Origin of the sequence: Streptomyces sp. NBC_00080, from assembly GCF_045041255.1 — a bacterium.
Taxonomy (GTDB): domain Bacteria; phylum Actinomycetota; class Actinomycetes; order Streptomycetales; family Streptomycetaceae; genus Streptomyces; species Streptomyces coriariae.
In genome coordinates this window covers 9,327,246-9,348,749 of sequence record NZ_CP108235.1, presented here as the reverse complement: position 1 = coordinate 9,348,749, position 21,504 = coordinate 9,327,246, and the positions used below count along the sequence as shown (strand labels likewise).

Annotated in this window: 24 protein-coding genes and 1 pseudogene; 16 read left to right on the top strand and 9 right to left on the bottom strand. The window is 70.9% G+C overall.

Annotated elements, in window-relative coordinates; all coding sequences use genetic code 11:
- Nucleotides 1-131 precede the first annotated feature (131 nt).
- A complete protein-coding gene (locus tag OHU34_RS41760; RefSeq protein WP_020132040.1) occupies nt 132-293 on the bottom strand; it encodes a hypothetical protein in 162 nt (53 codons plus the stop codon).
- A 691-nt stretch (nt 294-984) separates the two neighbouring features.
- Nucleotides 985-1,752, bottom strand: a complete 768-nt coding sequence (locus tag OHU34_RS41755; protein ID WP_230196127.1) for a hypothetical protein — start codon at nt 1,750-1,752, stop codon at nt 985-987.
- Nucleotides 1,753-1,933: 181 nt separating this feature from the next.
- On the opposite strand from OHU34_RS41755, the gene OHU34_RS41750 reads away from it, so the two are divergent.
- From OHU34_RS41750 to OHU34_RS41735, 4 genes are all read left to right on the top strand, one after another.
- Nucleotides 1,934-2,140, top strand: coding sequence for a hypothetical protein (locus OHU34_RS41750; RefSeq protein ID WP_142268318.1), 207 nt, complete (start codon nt 1,934-1,936; stop codon nt 2,138-2,140).
- Nucleotides 2,137-2,520: a hypothetical protein gene (locus tag OHU34_RS41745; RefSeq protein ID WP_142268319.1), complete on the top strand. Its 384-nt coding sequence runs from the start codon at nt 2,137-2,139 to the stop codon at nt 2,518-2,520. Before OHU34_RS41750 ends, OHU34_RS41745 begins: the two co-directional genes overlap by 4 nt.
- Before the next feature lie 205 nt (nt 2,521-2,725).
- Nucleotides 2,726-2,890: a CsbD family protein gene (locus OHU34_RS41740; RefSeq protein ID WP_405771618.1), complete on the top strand. Its 165-nt coding sequence runs from the start codon at nt 2,726-2,728 to the stop codon at nt 2,888-2,890.
- On the top strand, nt 2,890-3,237 hold the full coding sequence (locus OHU34_RS41735) for a hypothetical protein (protein ID WP_142268320.1): 348 nt from the start codon (nt 2,890-2,892) through the stop codon (nt 3,235-3,237). Before OHU34_RS41740 ends, OHU34_RS41735 begins: the two co-directional genes overlap by 1 nt.
- A 122-nt stretch (nt 3,238-3,359) precedes the next feature.
- On the opposite strand, the gene OHU34_RS41730 is transcribed toward OHU34_RS41735, so the two are convergent.
- Nucleotides 3,360-4,058, bottom strand: a complete 699-nt coding sequence (locus OHU34_RS41730) for a tectonin domain-containing protein (RefSeq protein WP_142268321.1) — start codon at nt 4,056-4,058, stop codon at nt 3,360-3,362.
- A gap of 363 nt (nt 4,059-4,421) precedes the next feature.
- Between OHU34_RS41730 and OHU34_RS41725 the strand changes: the two genes are divergently transcribed.
- Nucleotides 4,422-4,742, top strand: coding sequence for a WhiB family transcriptional regulator (locus OHU34_RS41725; protein WP_230196125.1), 321 nt, complete (start codon nt 4,422-4,424; stop codon nt 4,740-4,742).
- Nucleotides 4,743-4,748: 6 nt separating this feature from the next.
- Here the strand turns inward: OHU34_RS41725 and OHU34_RS41720 are convergent.
- Nucleotides 4,749-5,038, bottom strand: a pseudogene (locus OHU34_RS41720) (hypothetical protein); the annotation flags it as partial.
- Nucleotides 5,039-5,498: 460 nt separating this feature from the next.
- Between OHU34_RS41720 and OHU34_RS41715 the strand changes: the two are divergent.
- The 3 genes from OHU34_RS41715 to OHU34_RS41705 all read left to right on the top strand — a co-directional run bounded on the left by OHU34_RS41715 (nt 5,499) and on the right by OHU34_RS41705 (nt 7,325).
- Nucleotides 5,499-6,185: a hypothetical protein gene (locus OHU34_RS41715; protein ID WP_405771615.1), complete on the top strand. Its 687-nt coding sequence runs from the start codon at nt 5,499-5,501 to the stop codon at nt 6,183-6,185.
- A gap of 206 nt (nt 6,186-6,391) precedes the next feature.
- Nucleotides 6,392-6,622 carry a hypothetical protein gene (locus tag OHU34_RS41710; RefSeq protein WP_142268324.1) on the top strand — a complete coding sequence of 77 codons (231 nt, stop codon included), beginning with the start codon at nt 6,392-6,394 and terminating at the stop codon, nt 6,620-6,622.
- Between the two features lie 106 nt (nt 6,623-6,728).
- Nucleotides 6,729-7,325, top strand: coding sequence for an HDIG domain-containing metalloprotein (locus OHU34_RS41705; RefSeq protein ID WP_142268325.1), 597 nt, complete (start codon nt 6,729-6,731; stop codon nt 7,323-7,325).
- Between the two features lie 102 nt (nt 7,326-7,427).
- Here the strand turns inward: OHU34_RS41705 and OHU34_RS41700 are convergent, their stop codons facing one another.
- Nucleotides 7,428-7,976, bottom strand: coding sequence for a DUF1062 domain-containing protein (locus OHU34_RS41700; RefSeq protein ID WP_405771611.1), 549 nt, complete (start codon nt 7,974-7,976; stop codon nt 7,428-7,430).
- 319 nt (nt 7,977-8,295) lie between these two features.
- Between OHU34_RS41700 and OHU34_RS41695 the strand changes: the two genes are divergently transcribed.
- Together OHU34_RS41695 and OHU34_RS41690 are read left to right on the top strand one after the other, a co-directional pair.
- Nucleotides 8,296-9,207: a phosphotransferase family protein gene (locus tag OHU34_RS41695; RefSeq protein WP_405772541.1), complete on the top strand. Its 912-nt coding sequence runs from the start codon at nt 8,296-8,298 to the stop codon at nt 9,205-9,207.
- Between the two features lie 313 nt (nt 9,208-9,520).
- Nucleotides 9,521-9,985, top strand: coding sequence for an ATP-binding protein (locus OHU34_RS41690; RefSeq protein ID WP_142268328.1), 465 nt, complete (start codon nt 9,521-9,523; stop codon nt 9,983-9,985).
- Between the two features lie 51 nt (nt 9,986-10,036).
- On the opposite strand, the gene OHU34_RS41685 is transcribed toward OHU34_RS41690, so the two are convergent.
- Nucleotides 10,037-10,882, bottom strand: coding sequence for an RNA polymerase sigma factor SigF (locus OHU34_RS41685; RefSeq protein WP_405771608.1), 846 nt, complete (start codon nt 10,880-10,882; stop codon nt 10,037-10,039).
- A gap of 192 nt (nt 10,883-11,074) precedes the next feature.
- Between OHU34_RS41685 and OHU34_RS41680 the strand changes: the two genes are divergently transcribed.
- The gene (locus OHU34_RS41680) at nt 11,075-12,793 is read left to right on the top strand and encodes a SpoIIE family protein phosphatase (RefSeq protein WP_405771606.1); all 1,719 of its coding nucleotides are present in this window, start codon (nt 11,075-11,077) and stop codon (nt 12,791-12,793) included.
- A gap of 89 nt (nt 12,794-12,882) precedes the next feature.
- Here OHU34_RS41680 and OHU34_RS41675 read toward each other — a convergent pair whose 3' ends face one another.
- Complete coding sequence (locus OHU34_RS41675; protein WP_405771603.1) at nt 12,883-13,956, bottom strand: alkene reductase; 1,074 nt, start codon at nt 13,954-13,956, stop codon at nt 12,883-12,885.
- Nucleotides 13,957-14,072: 116 nt separating this feature from the next.
- Between OHU34_RS41675 and OHU34_RS41670 the strand changes: the two genes are divergently transcribed.
- Nucleotides 14,073-14,450: a MerR family transcriptional regulator gene (locus OHU34_RS41670; RefSeq protein ID WP_142269831.1), complete on the top strand. Its 378-nt coding sequence runs from the start codon at nt 14,073-14,075 to the stop codon at nt 14,448-14,450.
- 44 nt (nt 14,451-14,494) lie between these two features.
- Here OHU34_RS41670 and OHU34_RS41665 read toward each other — a convergent pair whose 3' ends face one another.
- On the bottom strand, nt 14,495-15,688 hold the full coding sequence (locus tag OHU34_RS41665; RefSeq protein WP_405771600.1) for a PP2C family protein-serine/threonine phosphatase: 1,194 nt from the start codon (nt 15,686-15,688) through the stop codon (nt 14,495-14,497).
- Nucleotides 15,689-15,828: 140 nt separating this feature from the next.
- A complete protein-coding gene (locus OHU34_RS41660; protein ID WP_230196121.1) occupies nt 15,829-16,428 on the bottom strand; it encodes a TetR/AcrR family transcriptional regulator in 600 nt (199 codons plus the stop codon).
- Nucleotides 16,429-16,676: 248 nt separating this feature from the next.
- Between OHU34_RS41660 and OHU34_RS41655 the strand changes: the two genes are divergently transcribed.
- Genes OHU34_RS41655 through OHU34_RS41640 form a run of 4 tightly spaced genes read left to right on the top strand, consistent with a single transcriptional unit; the run spans nt 16,677 to nt 21,481 of the window.
- Nucleotides 16,677-17,255 carry a (2Fe-2S)-binding protein gene (locus tag OHU34_RS41655; protein ID WP_142268334.1) on the top strand — a complete coding sequence of 193 codons (579 nt, stop codon included), beginning with the start codon at nt 16,677-16,679 and terminating at the stop codon, nt 17,253-17,255.
- Nucleotides 17,252-18,244: an FAD binding domain-containing protein gene (locus OHU34_RS41650; protein ID WP_405771597.1), complete on the top strand. Its 993-nt coding sequence runs from the start codon at nt 17,252-17,254 to the stop codon at nt 18,242-18,244. The genes OHU34_RS41655 and OHU34_RS41650 overlap by 4 nt, the downstream gene beginning before the upstream one ends.
- Nucleotides 18,241-20,367 (top strand): xanthine dehydrogenase family protein molybdopterin-binding subunit, encoded by a 2,127-nt coding sequence (locus OHU34_RS41645; protein WP_405771594.1) that lies wholly within the window; start codon nt 18,241-18,243, stop codon nt 20,365-20,367. The genes OHU34_RS41650 and OHU34_RS41645 overlap by 4 nt, the downstream gene beginning before the upstream one ends.
- A complete protein-coding gene (locus tag OHU34_RS41640; RefSeq protein ID WP_142268337.1) occupies nt 20,360-21,481 on the top strand; it encodes an XdhC/CoxI family protein in 1,122 nt (373 codons plus the stop codon). The genes OHU34_RS41645 and OHU34_RS41640 overlap by 8 nt, the downstream gene beginning before the upstream one ends.
- Nucleotides 21,482-21,504: the final 23 nt, after the last annotated feature.

Sequence of the window (21,504 nt, the reverse complement as noted above, 5' to 3'; positions counted from 1 at the left end):
CGCCGTTCGCTCTCCGTCAGCCGCGTGACCCGCAGCGGCCGCGGTAAACGTCCCCGCGGCGAGGAGAGCCGCCGGGGTGCGGTTCCCGGCCCGGCCGCCCGCCGGCAGGGAGTGCCCGGAGAGTGAAGCGATCACTGCCAGATCAGGCACCAGTACTGGCCGTACGTACCGATACCGATGCGGCCGGCTTGCGGCACCAGATTCGGGTCGGGGTCGCCCAGGGCCGACATCGAGCACGCCGGGTCACCCACCGTCCCCGAGGTGGCCATGCGCTGTGCAGCGGCCTGAGCCACGGAAGACGTGTACCAAATCGTCGCTGCCGTCGGGCTGCTTTCGGCCGTCGGTGGCCGGGCGGGCACCGGGGTCGAAGGCGGTACGGACACGGTCGGTGGTGGCGTCGGCGTTGTCGTTGCTGTTGCTGTTGCTGTTGGTCGCGGCTGTGTCATCGCAGTGAGCAATGGCCGTGGTGACCGTGCGGGCGTCTCGGACCGTGCCGGCGCCGATGTGTTCATCGGCACGGCCGAAGACCGCGAGGGGGAAGGGGTGCGGCCGCCTGTCCCCTGGCCGCTGGGACGCGTGGGGTGCCCGGTCGTCGCCGTGGAGGGGGCGGCCCGGGTTTCCGTGGGGCTGGGACGCGCCGTGCTGGAGGTTTGCGGCTCGGCCGTCAGGGACGGCAGTGGGTCGAGCGTGGGCAGGGACAGGTCGCTCGAGACCGACGGCGTCGGCCGAGGGCTACCGCCGTCCGACGCCGTCAGCCCCCAGATCCCCAGGCCACCCGCCACAAGGACGGCTGCCCCACCCACGATCCACGGCGCCCTGCGTGGTGGACTTCGGTGGCGGCTCATGCATCCCACTGTCAGCCAGCCCGCAGGTGTTCTCAAGCGGTGGGCGCCGCGCCGACGGCCCGACGTGCCTTCCTCGGCAGCCGTGCCGTGCGGGCACGTCATGCCGAAGCACGGTCCGTCCCACGGCTACCGCCCCATGTCACCCGGAGGTCGGGGCGCTGTCCGTTACGTCGGTGGTGCGCAGCAGGCGCAGGAACGCCTTCACGCCCGCGATGATGTCCTGATTGTCGGTGAGACGGTTCACCGTGGACTCGAACTCCCGCCCCAGCGCGGCCATTCTGCGGTCCACCTCCTCGGCCCGCTCGTACGTGCTCATGGCCAGCGCGTCCACCGTGCGGCGCAGTTCGGCGAGGGCCTTGTACTGCTCCTCCGCCTTCTCCTCCAGGGCCCGCGTCCCGGCCTCGGCGCGGTCCACCCGGGCCCGCACCTCGACGACGTCGTCCCGCGGGTACGTGACGTCCTTCAGGAGCGTGCCCAGACGCCGCCGGAGCTGGCCGAAGTACGCGCCGGCCGGCCGGAAGAAGGTGCTCAGCAGGAAGAACGCCGCGAACCAGTAGCCCGTGAACTCACCCGTCGCCCAGGTCACGGAGAGGACGACCGCCACCGTCAGGACATGACCCGCGACCGCCGTCCGGAGCATCGTGCGGGCGATCCGAGCGGCCTCGGCATCCCGGGCCTGGGAGACCTCGATGCCCTTCTCGCGGCTCACCAAGATCTCGGCGAGCACCGCGTGCGCACGGAAGTAGAGGTTCCAGGGCAGCGTGAGCAGGAGCATCAGCCACAGCAGGCTCAGCACGCCCGCCCCGACGGCGAGCACCACCGCGGGCGGTGCACCTGCCACGTACGCGAAGACCAACGCCGCAGCCGCCGCGACAACGGCCGCCACCGCCCCCAGGAACCTGCCCATGCCCCGCCTCCCGTTCGTACGTTCCATTCGTACGTTCCGCACAACCAGCCCATCGTCCCCGCCCCGATACGGGTCGGCATGAGTAGCCGTACTCAGTGCGGGGTGCTGCGCGGCCGGTGCCGCCTTGACCTGCTCGCCAGTCGGGTACCGCATGCGGTACCAATGGCGGTACCGTGAAACCATGCCTGCACTCAATGTGGAATTCAGCGAAGAAGAGATGGCACGGCTGCGCGAGCGGGCCGCTCTGACGGGCCGGAGTCTGAAGCAGCACGTACACGATGTGACGGTGGAGGAAGCAGACCGGATCTCTTTCGTCGAAGGCGCCGTCGCCGAAGCCGCCCGGATCCTGCCCGGCGTCGCCGCCCGCTTCCCTGAGGGACAGCGGTGAGCCCGATCATCCGCGTCGACGTCGGCTGGGTCCTGCAGATCCAGTCGGCGATCTCCCCGCTCAACGTGCCCATCGCGGACTGGGGCACTCTGGCGATCATGGCCGACCGGCACAAGTTCGAGCGGGAGCGTGGCGTCCTCTACTACGAGGAGATCGGCTCCCGGGCCGCGACCTTCCTGCACACCGCGCTGCTGTTGCGCCCCTTCACGGACTACAACCTGGTGATCGGCTGGGCCTGCACCAGCCAGTACATGCACGTCTCCGGTCAGCCCCTCCAGGCCAAGGACGACGAACTGTACGAGCTCGCTCGGGCGGTCCGCGCGCAGGAAGCCGACCTGCGCACCATCGCGCAGCGCCTGGAGTCCTGGCGTACCGGGTGAGGCGCTGGGAACGAACGAAGTGGAGGGGCTCCTCGGCTCGGTGCGAAGAGCACGGCCGGGGTCATGCGCTGCGGCCCGGATCGTACGGTCACCACGTTGACACCCGCCCGCGCCGGACGTTGACTGGCAGCACGGCACAGGGTCAGGCCACTACGAAACACAGGTGATGCGTTCCGCCCGGCCGATGAGAGACACGGCGCAGACGATGAAGGACAGGACCATCGAAGGCTTGGGCCAGGTCACCCCCGAACAGCGACTTCGACCGCAGCCGCAGCCGCAGTCGGGCAGGATCCTCCTGGTCGCCGGGAGTCCGAAGCAGGCCGTCGAGAAGACCAAGAGCGCCTTCGGGCGGAACGGAAGCGGCATCTGATGATGTACGACCAAACACGCGCCCAGCAGCCCGCGGGGCAAACCGGGAGCACCGCCGAGCGCCGCACCCCGGGCCCGGAGCCGCTGCTCCCGTTGGGCGATCGGGACAAGATCGCCCTGCGCCTCGGGCACGCCCTCAACACCTTCACCGACACCCCGCGCGAGTCACTGCAGGAGGCGGAGAGCGCCTACGACGAAGCCGCCGCCCAACTCGTCGACGCCCTCGCGGAACGGCGGCGTACCCTGCGTGCCGCCTGGGAGGACCAGGACTCCGCAACCGCGTCCGACGAACTCCGGCACGCGCTGAGGCAGTACCGGGAGATCACCCGACGACTGCTCCAGCTCTAGCACCTGCCCGATGCTCTCGTGCGGTTGCTCGTCCGTGCCCTTGAGCCGGGCGAGCGGTGTGCGGATCGGTGTGCGGGTCCTGGTCACGGTGGACCGGGACCCGCACCCCCTTGCTCACGAGGTCAGCTCGGCTGGTCCCCGGTGTAGCGGTAGATGCCGCCGGCCGAGTTGACGACCCAGACGGTGCCGTCGGCGGCAGCACCGACATCGACCGCGGCGCCGGGGATGCCGGTCCAGGGATTGGCGTCGTGGCCGGTGTAGCGGTAGATCTGGTCGGAGGAGTTCACGCCCCATACGTTGGTCCGGGAGCCGACGGAGATGCGCGACAGGCCTCCCGAGACCGGGACCCAGTCGGTGGAGCCCTGGTCTCCGGTGTAACGGAAGATCCCACCCGCGGAGTTGACGTGCCACACCGTCCCGTCCGCGGCCACACCGATGTCCACCGCACGCCCCGGGATACCGACCCACGGGTTCGCGTCGTGCCCGGTGTACCGATAGATCTGGCCCAGCGAGTTGACGCCCCACACGTGGGTCCGCGACCCCACCGAGATGCGGGCTAACCCGCCGCTGACGCCGACCCAGTCGGTGGAGCCCTGGTCCCCGGTGTAACGGAAGATCCCACCCGCGGAGTTGACGTGCCACACCGTCCCGTCCGCGGCCACACCGATGTCCACCGCACGCCCCGGGATACCGACCCACGGGTTCGCGTCGTGCCCGGTGTACCGATAGATCTGCCCCGAGGAGTTCACCCCCCACACATGGGTCCGCGACCCCACCGAGATCGTCGTCAGACCACCGGAGATCTGCTTCCAGTCAGCCATGCCTGTGCCCCTTTCACGTCGCACGTCGCACGTTGCATCCGGTACATGCGGTGCGACCAGGACACCCAAACGGCGCTATATGCCGTTTGAACGCCTGAAACATCCAGAAATCGATGTTTGGTGTCACCCCACCCCCCGCGAGCACGGCAACCGGAAAGTCCGTGCCGACAACCGAAAGGCCGGAAACGCCGTAACCCACATGGAGGCACCACGTACGTGCCCGGGGTTCGGATCGCCCCGTCGATCCCCTACCGCAAATAAGACATAGAGTTATAAGATTCTCGGAACCTCTGCCGGATCCGCGGCACACTCGTGCGCCGCGGCCGACCAGCCCTGCCCTCAGGCAGCCTTGAGAGGTGCACCATGACCGCCTCATGTTGCGAACACCCGGCAACTTCCGACTGGCGCGATCAAGCTGCGTGCGTCGGGGAGGATCCCGAGATCTTCTTCCCGCTCTCGGACCTCGTGGCCCCTGGCACAGAAGCCTCACTGGCCCGAGCGGTATGCCACCGCTGCGCAGTACTCAACGCCTGCCGCGACTGGGCGATCGAGCACGGCGAAGACGACGGGATCTGGGGCGCCACAACGGCTGCCCAGCGCCGCAGCATACGACGAGCAGCGAGGGAGCCGACTCCCCCACTCGGGTGCCACGTTGACGAGGCGGGGCAGTCGTCGCGTCATTGAGCCTCTTCAGCCTTTCCCGCTCCAGGCGGTGGTGGAGGGGTGGGCGTGCGCGGCTTGAAGGCGGCGTGCGGCGCCTCGGACCGCGGCCGTGCGCGGAGCGAGGACGGGCTGGACCGGAGCGTGCAGCCGGTCGGTGAGGCGGTAGGCGTGTCGGGCCGCAGCGCGCCCCTTCCGGCGAGGAGGGCGCCCCGCCGGAGGGCGTCGAGCGTCTGTGAGGTGCGGTCCTGCTCCGGCATGGCGGTCACCATGCCGGCGACGGCAGCAGTGATCTGCGCAGGTGGGGTGAGGCTGTCCAGCTATTGCCCGCCGATGTGGGGCAGCAGCGGGAGAAACATGAACACCGACCACCCCCGTTTCCAGCGGCGCAGTCACGCTGATATCACCTGCCTCCTGCTGTCCGTGGTACTCAGCGAACGCAACACGATGTCCACACCGCGATCCGGTGGGAGTACCTGCCGCAGGCGCTTGGATCCGGCTCGGGGCGCTTGACGCGACGGCGGCGACTGCGGGGCGGAACCCGGAACCAGGCCGGGCTCCGGCAGGGACTGCACGAGGTCCCGCCGGTCGAAGCGAACGCCGCCACTCAGCCGGACAGGTCCCGCTGAGTGGCCGGTTCCGCCCACGTCAGGACGAGGGCCGTGGGAGACGACATAACAAATTGGCCAGGGCGCAACTGCCGACGGCTGAAACTCGTCCCTTCCTCCCGAGCCGCCTGGGCTCACGAAGATCTCGAACAAGCAAGATGGGGGACGAACCATGAACCACCCGCCGAGGAAGAGCCGTCGCAGACCGGGCGCCGTCCGAGCGGTCGTGCTGGGCGTGTGCGCCGCGGGCGCGCTGAGTCTCACAGGCTGCTCCGGGGACGGCGGCACGGCGGGCGCCGGCAGTGAGGCGAAACCGAGCGCGACGACGGCGATCGGCACCGGCGCCACCAAGACGGGGGCGGACGCCGACACTACGGGCAAGACGCCCGGCACGGCGGCTTCCACGGGCGCAGGCAGCGGGGTCAAGGCCCCCAGTGTCGTTCCGGTTGCCTCCAAGCCCCCGGCTCCCACGGCGACAAAGTCGGCGGGCGCCGAAGGCGATGCCGACGACTGTGACCACAAGATGCCCATCTCCCCCGACGAGATCGCGGTCTACCGCTACACGCCGGAGGGAGGATCTCTCAGCTTGATCGTCAAGTACGGCAACTGGGGGTGCGGTTCACCCGACTCGGACGGCGCACCGTTCGAGACAGTCGGCGAGGAGACCTACATCCCGATGGATCAGGCCGCCTATGTCACCGTGACCAACCCCATCGTGGAGAGCACCGAGAACCAGCCCATCGGCGTCCAGGAGTTCCTCGACTGGCTCGAGGCACACCCGAACTCCGGGCTGGTCTTCACCTACCACCTCGACAGCAGCGGGGCCATCGACCGCCTCGACGAGGTCTTCACCCCCTGACAGGCGTTCGTCAGGTCTGTCTCGATGGCTCGATGGCTCGATGGCTCGATGGCTCGATGGCTCGATGGTGTGGCCGCACAGTACGGACGGCGCACTGGCCGGGCCTCAACTGGCTTCATTGCCGGTCGGGTTGACCTGCGCACTACCCTTCGCCCGTCCACTCCTGTTGACTTGTCCGCCCGCTGGACCACCGCATCGGAGGCCGCGTGCTGATTCTGTTGGTGTTCGTGCTCGGCTGGGTCGTGTTGCTCACGGGAGGCGTCGGCCTGTCGACATTGCAGGGGCCGCCTCGGGCGGCCCTGCGGTGGTGGGTCCTCTACGTGTGCGTGCTCGGCGCGGCCATCGCCGCCCTGGTCCTGGCGTGGCGAGGCCTGGACGCGCACTGCGGGGCCCACCCATCAAGCCGACAATGCCCGCCTTACCCCTTCGGGGAATGACGCGCACTCCCCCGTCACAGAGTGTCCGCCGTCGCGTTGTCGGCGGCCACGACGTCGACGACGACCAACCCGGTCTCCATCGCTCGTAGTTCGGTACGCTGCCGCAGTGATCCTTCCGACGGTCGATGAGGTGCGCGCGCTGCACGAGCGGTACGCGCCCTCGCGCGAGGCCCTGGACCTCGTCTTCACCCACTGTGAAATCGTCAGCGGCATCGCCGAACAGCTTGTGGCACAGACAGACCTCTCCGTCGACGCCGACCTCGTCCGTGTCGGCGCCCTGCTCCACGACATCGGCGTCTACCGGCTGTACGACCGGGCCGGTCGGATCGATCACCGCAACTACATCCGCCATGGTGTCCTCGGTCACGAGATCCTCCACGAGGAGGGATTCCCGGAGCGCCTGCGCCGCTTCTGCTCCTGTCACACGGGAGTTGGCCTCACCCGGCACGACGTCCGCAATCAGGGGCTCGGCATACCCGAGGCCGACTACCTGGCCGAGACCGTCGAAGAGCAACTGGTGATGTACGCGGACAAGTTCCACAGCAAGACGAATCCCCCTACGTTCCTCACCGCCGACACCTACGCCACGCGCGTGGAGAAGTTCGGCGTGGACAAGGTCCAGGCATTCGGCCTGCTGCGGGCCCGGTTCGGCGAACCCGACCTGACCTCGGCCAGGGTGCGATACGGCCACGCGCAGGTCTGACGCCGGCGGCGACCCTGCGACGGCGACCGCGCGGGCGCTCGCGAACGGCAGGCCGGGGGCCTGTCCGGCAGTTCCGCCGGACAGGCCCCCGGTCGAGGGGGCTCAGCGCTTGAGCGTGAAGGTGAAGTCGCCGGAGAGCCTGCCGCTCAGCCGGACTGCCGAAACGAGTCTCCCCTCCGTGATCAGCCTCTCGACCTCGGCCCTCGACAGACCGCAGCCTTCAGCGATGAGTCGCACCGGCCGGACAGGGATCCGAGCCGCGAAGCGGACCGAGACGTCGATCACCTCGCTGTCCAGGTGATCCGATCCGCCGGTGTCGAGACGCCATGCGTCGTCCCAGTCGAGGGCGATGCGATTACGGCGCCGCACGACCGGGTCCTGGAGCAACTCGGCTGCCAGGCCGTGGTCGTTGTCATGCAGCCGGTCCAGCAGCTCAGGACGTACGGAGCGCACGTTCATCCGCTCCAGAACCGTGAGCTTTGCCGTGTCCCCGCAGGCGGTGCAGAGCGCGAGGAGCCAGGCATCGAGGAGTTTGTGGTGTGCGTTGACGCGAAATTTGCCGTTTGCCCGGAAGCGATCGGACGCGCACGCGTGGCAGCGGCGGAGAACGGTCGGCAGGCAGGTGGGCGTGACCACCCAGCTATTGAGCACAGAAGTACACCGGTTTCAGTGAGAAGTCCGCAGCAAGAAGCAGCGCGGCGCACATGCGCGACGCGCGACAAATCAGCACTCGGGAGGTCTCACACGGTGTACAACGGCACGTCCTTGCCTGGGCGACTTGGTTCGGCAGCACGGTAGCGGCGCACAGCGGCGCTGCTCCACCGGTTTTCGAACGGCGCCTCACCACCAGGCCCTGTCCGGCAGATCACCTCCGACAAAGCTTTTGCGTGGGCCGCCGCACGGATGATGGGGTGGCTCGGTGACCAACCGCAGTGAGGCCGGGGCCGTCCGACCGCTGGCCCTGGCTTGGGTGGGCCGACATCTGGACGTCGGCGAACGGATCGTCAGAACCGAGGCGCTGCACGGTGGCATCACCGCAGAGATGCGGCGGCTCACCGTCGGGACGCGGGACGGAGGCACCCGCGATCTGGTGCTGCGGACTTTCGTCGACCCGTTCTTCGTGGAGAACGCCGAGGAACTGCTGAACCGCGAGGCCGACGTCCTCGCCCTGCTCGCGGGGACCGCTCTACCGGCTCCCGAGCCGGTCGCGGTCGATCCGACCGCCGCGCAGTGCGAGTACCCGTCGCTCTTGATGACACATCTGACGGGCCGGACGGTTCTGGACGACGAGGGACTGGAGACGCGCGTCCCCCTGCTGGCGCGTCAGCTCGTGGCGATCCACGCGTTGCGGCCCGCCGAGCGGCCCCAGGTGTACGAGGCATGGACGACGGCCGACGCCATCGTCCCTCCGGAGGGGGCCGACGCGGCGGCATGGGCGGCGGCGACCGACGTGATCCGCCGGCCTGCGCCGCCCTATGAGGGGCGGTTCCTGCACCGGGACTTCCACCCCGGCAATGTGCTGTTCGACGTGGCGCCCCCAAGCCCGGCAGGTCCCCGGATCACCGGGGTCGTCGACTGGGTGCAGACCTCCTGGGGCCCGGCGGACCTCGATGTGGCGCACTGCTCCACCAACCTCGCGCTGCTGCACGGCCCGGCGTGGGGTCTGCGGTTCGCTGCGGCGTACGAGGAGGCCGGCGGGGTGCTGGCCGCGGCCGCGAGCGAGCGGTTGTACTGGCGGCTGCTCGACGGGCTGGCGTTCGCGGCGGGCCTGCAATGGGTGACACGGCCGTGGCGGGAGGCCGGGAGGGCGGAGCTGACGACACGGGCCGCGGAAGAGAGACTGGACGCCTACGTCACCGCCCTGCTGCACACGCTGGGCTGAGCCGAGGCGGAATGAGGCGCGGGCACGGTAGCGAGCGCCGAAGTCGGCCACGACGTCCCGCAGCGAGGTAGGTCACGCACGCAGCCGGCCGAGTGCGGTCCGGCGAGGTCCAGGGCCGCCCGGTCACCCTGCGGGACTGTCCCAGGTCTCCTTCTGCGGCCCGCCCGGGTACTTCACGGGCGCCCGCCCCGTCCCCCGCGTCCGTCACCGAGGGCAGGAATGCCCCTTGAGCGAGGCGACAGTGGGTACCCGGATTTATGCGACAACGACAACCTGTGACGAACGACGAGGAACGACCCACGGAAAGAGTTCTATGGTCACCGCGCTTGAGAACCGGGCATCGGATGAACAGGAACCCGCGGCGCCCCTGCGATACAGCGCCGCCTGGGAGACGGAAGACGTATCGATCGCTGAAGCCCGAGCAGCCGTACGTACCCTGCTGGCCGACGCCGGCCACCATCCTGACGAGCGGCCGAGCCAGGACGCCCAGCTCGTCGTCAGTGAGCTGGTCGCCAATGCGCTGCGCCACGCACCCGGTCCGGGCGACCTGGCGCTGGAGGTGTCGCCCGATGCCGCCCTGCTGCGCATCACCGTGCGTGACAGCTCCCCGCGCCCGCTCGAACTGCGCGCGCACGACGCCCGCCGCGTCGGCGGGCACGGCCTGTATCTGGTCACCCGGCTGTGCGACCAGTTGCACACCATCGCCCTGGAAACCGGCAAGCAGATCGTCGCCCATCTCCGCCTGCGCCCGCCCGTCGGGCAGAGCATGCCCGCCTGAGTGGTCGCGGGCCGAGGCGGGTGGTGTACCCGCCTCGCTCACGGCCCTGTTTCAGTGAGTAGTGAGCATGCCTTCGCGCAGCCGGGCGATAGTGCGTGACAGCAGTCGGGAGACATGCATCTGCGAGACGCCCAGGTGTTCCCCGATCTGGGCCTGGGTGAGTTCCTCCACGAACCGCATGTGGATGATCTGCCGGTCCCGCTCGCCGAGCTCGGCGAGCAGCGGGGCCAGGGCGTGGAAGTCCTCCACCAGCTCCAGGGCCCGGTCCTCATCGCCGATGAAGTCCTGCAGCGCCGCTTCGCCGTCCTCGCTGCCGCTGATGGCGGCATCCAGGGAGGAGGAGTTGTAGCCGTTCGCTGCGAGACGCGCCTCGCACACCTCTTCCTCGGGAAGGCTCATGAGCTCCGACAGCTCCTTCACCGTCGGGGTACGGCCGAGACGGCTGCGCAGCTCCTCCGTGGCGCGGGCGAGCTGGACGCGGGCTTCCTGGAGCCGGCGGGGGACGTGCACGGCCCAGGTGGTGTCGCGGAAGAACCGCTTGATCTCACCCACGATGTAGGGGATGGCGAAGGAGGTGAACTCCGCCTCCCGGGACAGGTCGAAGCGGTCGATCGCCTTGATCAGGCCGATCATGCCGACCTGGACGATGTCCTCCATCTCCTCCGGCCCCCGGCTGCGGAAGCGGCCGGCCGCGAAGCGGACGAGCGACATGTTCATCTCGATCAGCGTGTTGCGCGCGTACTGGTGCTCCGGCGTGCCTTCCTCCAGCACCGCAAGCCGGTCGAAGAACAGCCGGGACAACTCGCGGGCGTCCCTCGGCGCGACGCGAGAGGGTTCGGCGACCTCCGGCAACTCGCGCGCCTGCGTGTCCGTGGCCGTCACCCTCGTGAGTTCCATGACCTGCCCCTCCCGGTATCGAAGCCCGTCGCCTCCGCCGGCTGGACGCAACCGGCACCGCCGCGCGAATACCCCCTCATTGTGCACCTATGCCGGCGCTCACCCGGAGGGTGGGATTCATCGGTACGGGGCAGTCGGAACAAGCGGATACGTCGAACGGACGTGCTGTTCGCCGACTGAGGAGATCAGGGCATGGCAGGACCGGATCACACGCAGAGCCCCGCGAGACGGCTCCTGACTGCGCCTGCCGCCGCGGTCGCCGAGGTGCTGGAAGCCATCGGGACCGGGGCCTACGTCGTCGACGAGCAGGGCCGCATCCTCGCCGTCAACTCCCGCACCGAACGGTTCCTGGACCGGCCCGCCGGGGATCTCCTCGGCCATGACGCGCACGACCTGCTGCACCGGGACGCCCACGGCCAGCCCTTGCCGAGGACCCGGTGCCGTATGCGGCAGGCTTTCCACGCCGGGTGCACCGCTCAGGCCGAGGAGGACTACTTCGCGCACGCAGACGGCACCGTGCGGCCCGTCTCGTGGCTGATCACCCCGTTCGATCTCGGTGAGTGCGAGCGCGCCACGCTCGTCCTCTTCCATGGCGGGCAACCGCACGAGACCGACGCACGGCCGGGGCAGGCGGCCACCCTGCTGCCGGACCTCGAACGGCTCGCGCTCCTGGCCGCGACCACCACCCAGCTCACCTCGACCCTCGATGTCGACGAGGCGCTGCGGCGGCTGGTGACTCTGGTGGTGCCCCGGCTGGCGGACTGGGTCGTCATCGACCTGATCACCGAACGTGACGAGGTGTGGCGCACTGTCGTCGTCGAGGCGGACGGTGATGCCCTGGTGCCGCACGAGGAACTTCAGGGACCGATGCCGCCGGTCCCCGAGGAATCCCCGATGCCCTTGTCCAGGGCCTTGCGCGGAGTCGCCTCGACGCTGGCCGGCCCGCAGACCTACCAGGGGCCGCCGGATTCCGGCATCGCGGTCGAACAGCGCCGCCTGTTCGACGCCACCGGAGTGCACTCCGCGGCCATCGCGCCCATCCGCAGCACCCGCGCCGTCCTCGGCGCCCTGACCCTGGGCCGTGCCGGGCAGGCGGGGGACTTCAAGACCGCAGACCTTCCGCTGATCGAGGACATCGCCCGGCGCGCCGGCCTCGCTCTGGACAACGCGCGCCTCTACCAGCGCCAGCGCAAGGTCGCCGAGACCATGCAGAACCATCTGCTGCCGCAGATGCCGCGCGTGTCCGGGTTGCAGATGGCGGTCCGCTACCTGCCCGCGCCCGACGCCTCGCAGGTGGGGGGCGACTGGTACGACGCCTTCTCCCTGTCCGACGGCGCCACCGCGCTGGCCATCGGCGATGTCGTCGGACACGACCTGGAGGCGGCGGCCGGCATGGCCCAGGTGCGCAACATGCTCCGCGCCTACGCCTGGGCCCTGCCGGAGCCCCCCAGCCGGATCGTCGAACGCCTCGACGAGGCGGTCATGCACATCACCGACGTCACCATGGCCACCATGATCCTCGCCCGGGTCGAACAGGCCGACGAAGGCCGGTGGAAACTGTCCTGGAGCAACGCCGGCCACCCTCCGCCCCTGCTGATCAGCCATGACGGCCTGGCCGACTACCTCACCGGCGGCCACGGCATCCTCCTGGGCACCGGAGCCGGCGAGCCACGCACCGACGGCACCGCGTTGCTGCCGCCGGGATCGACCCTCCTGCTGTACACCGACGGTCTGATCGAGGAACCCGGCCACACCCTCGACGAGGGCCTGCACCGACTGCGCCGGCACGCCGCCGCCCTCGCCCACCGCCCGCTGGACTCCTTCACCGACCGGCTGTTGCGCCGGGTCCGCCCGGCCGCCAACGACGACGACGTCGCCCTGCTCGCCCTGCGGGTGCCCACCCGGCCGTGACCCGCACGCTCCGGTCGCCGGCCTCCCTGCTTGTCCCGCCGACGCCCGTGCCGGTTCCGCTCGTTGCCTGCCGCTCGCGGTCGAGCCGGTCAGGCCGCGTACTGGTGGGCCGGATAGGTCAGGTAGCCGTTGTCGCCGCCCTGGTAGTACGTGCTCTCGTCGACGGGGGCGATCGGGAGCCCGCCGCGCAGCCGCTCGACCAGGTCGGGGTTGGCGATGAAGGCACGGCCGAAGCTGATGAGGTCGGCCCCCAGGGCCAGCCAGTGGTCGGCGTCGTCCCGGCCGGTCTGCTTGGGGCCCATGGGGACCACGGGGTTGATGACGAGGGTTCCCGGCCACGCCCGGCGCAGGGTGAGGAGCACCTCTTCGTCGGTGGTGGCTTCGAGGTGCACGTACGCCACTTCCAGGCGGGCCAGTTCGGCCAGCAGTGCGGTGTACAGCTCGGGTACATCGCTCTCCTCCACGCCCCAGAACGTTCCGCCGGGTGAGAGCCGGATGCCGGTCCTGGCCGCGCCGACGGCCTCGACGGTGGCGGTGGCGGCCTCGACGGCGAACCTGATCCGGTTGGCGATCGAGCCCGCGTAGTGGTCGTTGCGCAGGTTGGCGTTGGACGAGAGGAACTGCGAGATCAGGTAGCCGTTGGCGCCGTGCAGTTCCACGCCGTCGAAACCCGCGTCGATGGCGCGTCGGGCGGCCTGGGCGTAGGACCGGGCGTGTTCGGGCACTTCGGCGGTGGCCAGGGCCCGGGGCATCGGGGCGGTCCGGGGCCCGGTGGGGGTGAACACGTCGCCGACGGCGGGGACGGCCGAGGGCCCGACCGGCTGCATGCCGGTGGTGTCGGGGTGCGAGACCCGGCCCCCGTGCATGAGCTGGGCGAAGATCCGTCCGCCGTTGGTGTGGACCGCCTCGGTCGCGGGCCGCCAAGCGGCGACCTGCTCATCGGTGTGCAGTCCCGGTGTTCCCGGGTTGGACTGCCCGATCGCGCTCGGCTGCACGCCTTCGCTGACGATCAGTCCGGCGGTGGCCCGCTGGGCGTAGTAGGCCGCCATCGACGGCGTGGGCAGTCCGCCGGCGGCGGCCCGGACCCGGGTCATCGGGGCCATGACCACCCGGTTGGGCAGGGTCAGGTCGCCGAGCCGGTAGCCGGTGAAAAGGGTCGTCATGTCAGGCTCCTTGGTGGTCCGCGGCGCCCGGTTGCCGGGCACGACGGCTACGCTAAAACCTCACATTGACGTCAGAGGCAAGCTGTTGTGACGTGAGACACAGCCGGGGGGACTTCATGCGGATCGGGGAGCTCGCGTCACGGGCCGAAGTGAGCGTGCGGTCCGTGCGCTACTACGAGGAGCAGGGGCTGCTCACCAGCACCCGCAGCGCCAGCGGGCAGCGGCACTACACGGAGAACGAGGTCGAGCGGGTCGCGTTCATCCAAGCGCTGTACGCCGCTGGCCTGTCGAGTCGCACCATCGCCGAGTTGCTGCCCTGCGTCGACGCGCCCAGCGAGGCGAACTCCGACTCCGCGCTGGAGCGGATGGCGCTGGAACGCGACCGGCTCTCCGCCCACATCGCCGACCTCGTGCGGACCCGGGACGCACTCGACGGGCTGATGACCTCGGCCCGGGCGCACCGGGAACAGCTGGGGACGGCGGCGGCCGGCTGACCGGTGAACCCCGGGCCGCCGAACCTCACTCGGGCTGCTGCGCCTCATCGCCGCGGGGCGGGTCTGGACTCGTCAGGTCGGCGGCGATTTCCGTGCCAGTCCAGTATGAGGACCGTGGCGTCGTCCTTGAGGTTGCCGCGGCAGGCGTCGAGTACCGCGGCGGTCAGGCTCCGGACCGCTTCACGCGGGTGCAGCGCGCGGGTGTCGTGGATGACCGAAGACAGGTCGACGGCCGCTGCATCGCGGTCCTGCATTCCGTCGGTCAGCAGGACCAGCCGGTCTCCGGGCCGCAGTTGCAGTTCCTGTACGCGGTAGGCGGTGGGCGCCACCACTCCGAAGGGCAGGTTGACGGCCAGCCTGACCTCTTCGACGATGCCGTCGCGCAGCCGCAGCGGCCGGGGGTGGCCGGCGTTGACCAGTTCGCACAGGCCTGTTTCGAGGTCGACGCACAGCAACTGCCCGGTGGCCAGGCCACGGCCGTGGCTGAGCAGGGCCTCGTGGGCGTGGCGGGCCTGCTTGAGGGCGTCGCAGCCGCTGCGGCGGGCCCGGCGCAGTGCGCCGACCAGCAGGGTGGCCAGCAGGGCCGAGTTCGTGTCGTGGCCCATGGCGTCGGTGATGGACAGGTGCAGGGTGTCGCGGTCCAGGGTGTAGTCGTAGGTGTCGCCACCGATGTCGTCGGCCGGGACCAGCCCGGCGGCGAGGGTGAACTCGTCCGCCTCGCAGCAGGGAGCCGAGGGAAGCAGCTGGTGCTGGATCTCCGCGGCCAGGCTGGTCTCGGTGGTGCGCCGGCCCAGGTGGTATAGGTCGGTGAAGCGGCGGTCCGTGACGATGATGTAGGCCAGCGCGTGTGCCGCATCGCGGACCTGCCGCAGCACCGTGTCGTCGGCGGACTGGAGGGTGACCTCCAGGACGCCGATGCAGTCGCCGCGGTTGGTGACCGGCGTGATGACGCGCCGTCCGCCCTGGCCGTCCGGCTCCACATGCTGACGCTGGCTGCGCAGAACGCTGTCGTACACGCTGCCGTGCAGGTCGATCGGCTCGGCATCGTCCGCGACCTCACCGCCGGCCGCGACGAGCCGTACCAGTCGCTGACCGATGAGGTCGACGAACAGGAAGGACACCCGCTCCGCGCCGAACCGCTTCTGCAGGTCGTGCGCCACGACGTCGACGGACTCACCGGGCGCTGCCGCCTCCGCAGCGGCCAGCAATTCGCCCAGTTCCAGATCTCCACCCTCCACGACAACCTCCTATCGGTTGTCGCATCTTCTTCCCCGACTCTCCGCAACATCACCCAATTTCCTCGTCCTGCCTGGTCAGGACGGCGAGTCAAGGCGGAAGTCCCCCTGCCGGACGATCCGTTCTCCCGCCGGCGCCCGGGTCAGGACGGGTGAGCCTGGCCGCCGGCCCCGGGCGCCCCGGCGCGCAGCCCGTCCATGACGAGGTCGAGGAGCCGGGCGGCGCGCGGGCGCCAGTCGTCCGTGGGTGCCAGCTGCCACAGGCCGCCGATGGCGAGGATCAGGTCGTCAGGGGTCATGCCCGGCCGGATGGCGCCCACCGCGTCGTTGGCGCGCAGGAGGAGTTCGGCCGCGTCGGTGACGGGGGTGTGCGTCGGCTTCTCGGGGCCGCCCGGCGTGCTGGTGGCCAGGCGGATCGCGTCGGCGAGGCCGGCCTTGGTCATGGCGAACTCGGCCAGTCGGTCCATCCAGGCGCGCAGAGCCTGTTCCGGCGGCAGCTGTTCGAGCAGCCGGGCCGCGCTGTCGGCGACCTGGCGTATCTCGTGGCGGTAGATCTCCAGGACGAGGGCCTCGCGGTGGGGGAAGTTGCGGTAGAAGGTGCCCTGTCCGACACCCGCCTTCTTGGCGATCGCGCTGAGCGGGGCGTCGGGGCACAGCGTCAGCTCGGCGAGCGCGACCTCGAGAATGCGCTCACGGTTGCGTTGTGCGTCCGAGCGCAGGGGCGCGTCCTTCTTGTGCTGCACTCGACTCTCCTCGGGGGTGCGCGGCCGAACCCCACCCTTGCTAAGCGGACAACTGTCCGTTACGTTTGCCGGTAGCGGACGATTGTCCGGTTGGGTTCAACCATAGCCCCGGCCTGGTCCGCGCGGGAGTCCGCGGCCACCGTCAGCGCCGTCCCGTGCACCCACGCCCGCCCCCGAACGACGTACCTCGGCAGTCGCCAGGCACCGCGGCCGCCGCCTCTGGTTCCGGAAGCGTGAAAGAAGCTCTCATGGCCTTACCGACGTCCAGCGTCATCACCCTGCACATCAACGGCGAGCGGCACACGCTGCCCGTCGACCACCGCACCACCCTGCTCGACGCACTCCGCGAGCGACTCGACCTCACCGGCACCAAGAAGGGCTGCGACCAGGGGCAGTGCGGAGCCTGCACCGTTCTCGTCGACGGCCGCAGGACCGTGGCCTGCCTCCAGCTCGCGGTCGCCGCCGAGGGGCGTGAGGTCACCACCATCGAGGGCGTGGCGGACGGCGACCGGCTGCACCCGGTACAGCAGGCCTTCCTCGATCTCGACGGCTACCAGTGCGGCTACTGCACACCGGGCCAGATCTGTTCGGCGATCGGTGTGCTCGCGGAACACGCCGCCGGATGGCCGAGCGCCGCCTCGGCCGACGTACGGCCCGCGGCCGGACCACCACCCCTGACCCCGGACGAGATCCGTGAGCGCATGAGCGGCAACCTGTGCCGCTGCGCCGCGTACCCCTCGATCGTCGAGGCCGTCACCAGGGCCGCGGAAGCCGGGCCCGCGGCGCGCACGAATGCCGGACCGGAATCGAAGGAGCCTGCGGCATGAGGGAGTTCGGCTATCGGAAGGCCTCCGACGTGGCGGGCGCCGTCGCGCTGCTCGACTCCGATCCGGACGCGCGCTACCTCGCCGGCGGCACCAACCTGGTCGACCTGATGAAGTCCGGGGTCGAACGTCCCGGACGACTGGTCGACGTACGCGGCTTGCCGCTGGACCGCGTCGAGCCGACCCCGGCCGGCGGCCTGCGCATCGGCGCGACCGTCACCAACAGCGACCTCGCCGCCCATCCCCTGGTCCGCACCCGCTACCCCGTACTGGCGCAGGCGGTGCTCGCCGGTGCCTCCGGCCAGCTGCGCAACATGGCCACCGTCGGCGGAAATCTGCTTCAGCGCACCCGCTGCGCCTACTTCGCCGACATCACCGGAGCCTGCAACAAGCGGGCTCCCGGCAGCGGCTGTCCGGCCGTCAGGGGCGAGAACCGCAACCACGCCGTACTCGGCGCTTCCGCGCACTGCGTGGCCGTGCACCCGTCGGACATGGCCGTCGCGCTGGCCGCCCTCGACGGCATGGTGCACTACGAGACCGCCCAGGGACCGGGCGAACTGCCGCTGGGCTGGTTCTATCTCCCGGTCGCCGAAACCCCGCACCGCGAGACGGCCCTGCCGCCGGGCGCGCTGATCACCGGCGTCACCCTGCCACCGGCTCCGGTCGCCGCCCGTTCCCGCTACCGGAAGGTGCGCGAGCGCGCGTCCTACGCGTTCGCCGTCGGCTCGGTCGCCGCCGCGCTCGACGTCCGCGACGGTGTCGTGCGCGAGGTGCGCCTGGCGTTCGGCGCGGTCGCCTCCCGGCCCTGGCGGGCCCGCGCCGCCGAGCGGATCCTGACCGGGGCGCCCGCCGACGCCGAGTCGTTCGCGGCCGCCGCGGACGCCGAACTCGCGGCGGCCCGGCCCCTGTCGCACAACGGATTCAAGGTGACCCTGATACGCAACCTGACCGTGGCCATGCTGAGCGAACTCGCCGAGGAGGCCGCCCGATGACGACGACCGAGGCGCCCCTCGCCCGCCTCCGTGCCGTGGGCACCGGTCACGTCCGTGTGGAGGGGCGGGACAAGGTCACCGGTGCGGCCCGGTACGCGGGCGAGATCCCCTTCACCGAACTCGCCTACGGCTGGCTGGTGTTGTCCACCGTGGCCCGCGGCCGGATCCGGGACGTCGAGGCGGACGCCGTCCTCGCGATGCCCGGCGTCCTCGCCGTGCTGGACCATCGCAACGCCACGCCGCTGAAGACGGACTACGTCGGCCTGCTGGGCACGGTCCCGGACCCGACGTGCGCGGTCTTCCAGAACGACCATGTGCCGCACCTGGGCTGGCCGGTTGCACTGGTGGTCGCCGAGACGTCCGAGCAGGCGCGCGAGGCCGCCGAGGCCCTGGTCGTCCACTACGAACAGACGCCGCACGACGTCGGGTTCACCGGCGACCATCGCGACGCCCACCCGTCCGACGGCCATATGCCCGCCGTGACGGACAAGGGTGACCTGGAGGCCGAACTCACCGCGTCCGCCGTCGTCGTGGACGCCACTTACACCACTCCGGAAGAACACCATCACCCCATGGAGCCCCACGCGGCCACCGCCCGCTGGGAGGCCGACCGGCTCGAGGTGGTGGACTCCAACCAAGGTGCCACCTGGGTCGTCGCGGAACTGGCGAACCTCTTCTCGCTCGATCCCGCGTCGGTGCGGGTGCGTTCGGAGCACGTCGGCGGTGGCTTCGGCAGCAAGGGCGTGCGCGCCCACCAGGTCGCCGCCGTGATGGCGTCCAGGATGATCGGGCGTCCGGTGCGCGTCGTACTGACCCGGCGTCAGATGTTCACGCTGGCCGGCCACCGCAGTCCCACGATCCAGCGGGTCAGGCTCGGGGCGGACGCCGACGGACGGCTGCGCGCCCTGGACCACCGCTCGCTCAGCCGCACCTCCACCGTGCACGAGTTCGTCGAGCCGAGCGCCGGCGTGGCCCGGGTGATGTACGACGCCGACGCCCACCACACGGAGAACCGGGTCGTACCGCTCGACGTCCCGAGCCCCACCTGGATGCGCGCCCCAGGCGAGGCCCCGGGGTCCTTCGCGCTGGAGGCAGCGCTCGACGAACTCGCCCACGAGTGCGGCATCGACCCGATCGAGCTCCGTCTGCGCAACGAACCGGACCGGGGCCCGGTCTCCGGTCTCCCCTTCGCCGGCCGCAATCTGCGCGCCTGTTTCGAGGAAGGCGCCCGCCGCTTCGGCTGGGACCGGCGCGACCCGCGGCCCGGGGTGCGGCGCGAGGGGCGCTGGCTGCTCGGCACCGGCACCGCGGCGGCTTCCTTCGGCGCCGGCGCCGCACCGTCCACGGCCTCGATCACCGCCGAGGCGGACGGCCGTTTCACCGTACGGATCGCGGCGGCGGACATCGGCACCGGCGCACGGACCGCCCTCACCCTGGTCGCCGCGGACGCCCTGGACGTTCCGCCGGACCGCGTGCACGTACGCCTCGGCGACAGCGCGTTCGGGTTCGCGATGATCGCGGGCGGTTCCATGGGCACCCGGTCCTGGTCCTGGGCCGTCATGGCCGCCGCGGGCGAACTGCGCGACCGGCTCGTGCCGGGCGCGGCGATCCCGGCCGAGGGCATCACCGTGCGCTCCGACACCACCGCGGCGATCGGCGCCCTCGCGCAGAAGGAACGGCACTCGTTCGGCGCGCAGTTCGCCGAGGTCGCCGTCGACACCGCCACGGGCGAGGTCCGGGTGCGGCACATGCTGGGCGTGTTCGCGGCGGGGCGCATCGTCAATCCCCTCACCGCGCGTGGCCAGTTCACCGGCGGCATGATCTGGGGCATCTCCATGGCCCTGCACGAGGAAGCCGCACGTGACGCGGCCTCCGGCGGTCCCGTCGGAGCGGATCTCGCGGGCTACCACGTGGCGACACACGCCGACGTCTCGCGGGTCGAGGCACACTGGGTGGCGGACGACGACCCCGACGACCCGGTCGGCATCAAGGGCATCGGTGAGATCGGCATCGTCGGCGCGGCCGCCGCCGTCTCCAACGCCGTGTGGCACGCGACCGGCGTACGCCACCGCAGCCTGCCCATCCGCCCCGACCGGGTCCTGGCGGGCGGCCGCGATGCTTGACCTCGCACCGCAGCTGGGCGACTGGCTGGCCGAGGGCCGCAAGGCCGCCGTCGCGACCGTCGTGTCCGTCGGCGGCAGCGCCCCACGCGGTCCGGGCGCCGCCCTCGCCGTCGACGGGGAGGGCACCGTCATCGGGTCGGTGTCCGGCGGCTGCGTGGAGGCGTCGGTCTACGACCTGTGCGCCCGGGCGCTGGAGACCGGCGACAGCGTGCTCGAACGCTTCGGCTACAGCGACGAGGACGCCTTCGCCGTGGGACTCACGTGCGGCGGGGTCCTTGACATCCTGGTCACCCCGGTCACGACGGAGGGTCCGGTCGGTGCGCTGCTGCGCCGCGCCCTGGACACGTCGGCGCGCGGCGAACCCGTCGCGCTCGTCAGGGTCGTCCGCGGTCCCGGGGCGCTTCTCGGCGCCGCGTTGCTCGTGCGCGCCGACGGCTCCCGCGAGGGCGGGTTCGGCGGGCACGAGGACCTCGACCGCACCGCCACGGCACACGCCCTGGCCGCGCTCGACACGGGCCGCACCGCCACGGTCGAGCTGTCGCAGGACGGATCACACTGCCCCGGCGGGCTCACCCTGCTCGTCGAGACGAGCGTGCCGCCGCCCCGGATGATCGTGTTCGGTGCCGTCGACTTCGCGGCGGCCCTGGTCCGGGCCGGCAAGTTCCTCGGCTATCACGTCACCGTGTGCGACGCCCGGCCCGTCTTCACCACGCCGGAGCGTTTCCCCGAGGCCGACGAGGTCGTCGTGGACTGGCCGCACCGCTATCTGCGGGGCACCCGGACGGACGGGCGCACCGTGGTGTGCGTGCTCACCCACGACGCCAAGTTCGACGTCCCGCTGCTGGAGGTCGCGCTGCGGTTGCCGGTGTCGTTCGTGGGTGCGATGGGTTCCCACCGCACCCACGCCGACCGGGACCGGCGGCTGCGCGACATCGGCCTGCGAGAGCACGAGTTGGCGCGGCTGAGGTCGCCCATCGGCCTGGACCTCGGAGGGCGTACACCGGAGGAGACCGCCCTGTCGATCACGGCGGAGATCGTCGCCGCCCGCCGGGGCGGGACGGGCCTGCCGCTGACCGGTTCGGACAGACCGATCCACCAACGCCACTCCGCCTGAGGCCCGACGGCGCGGTGCGCGCG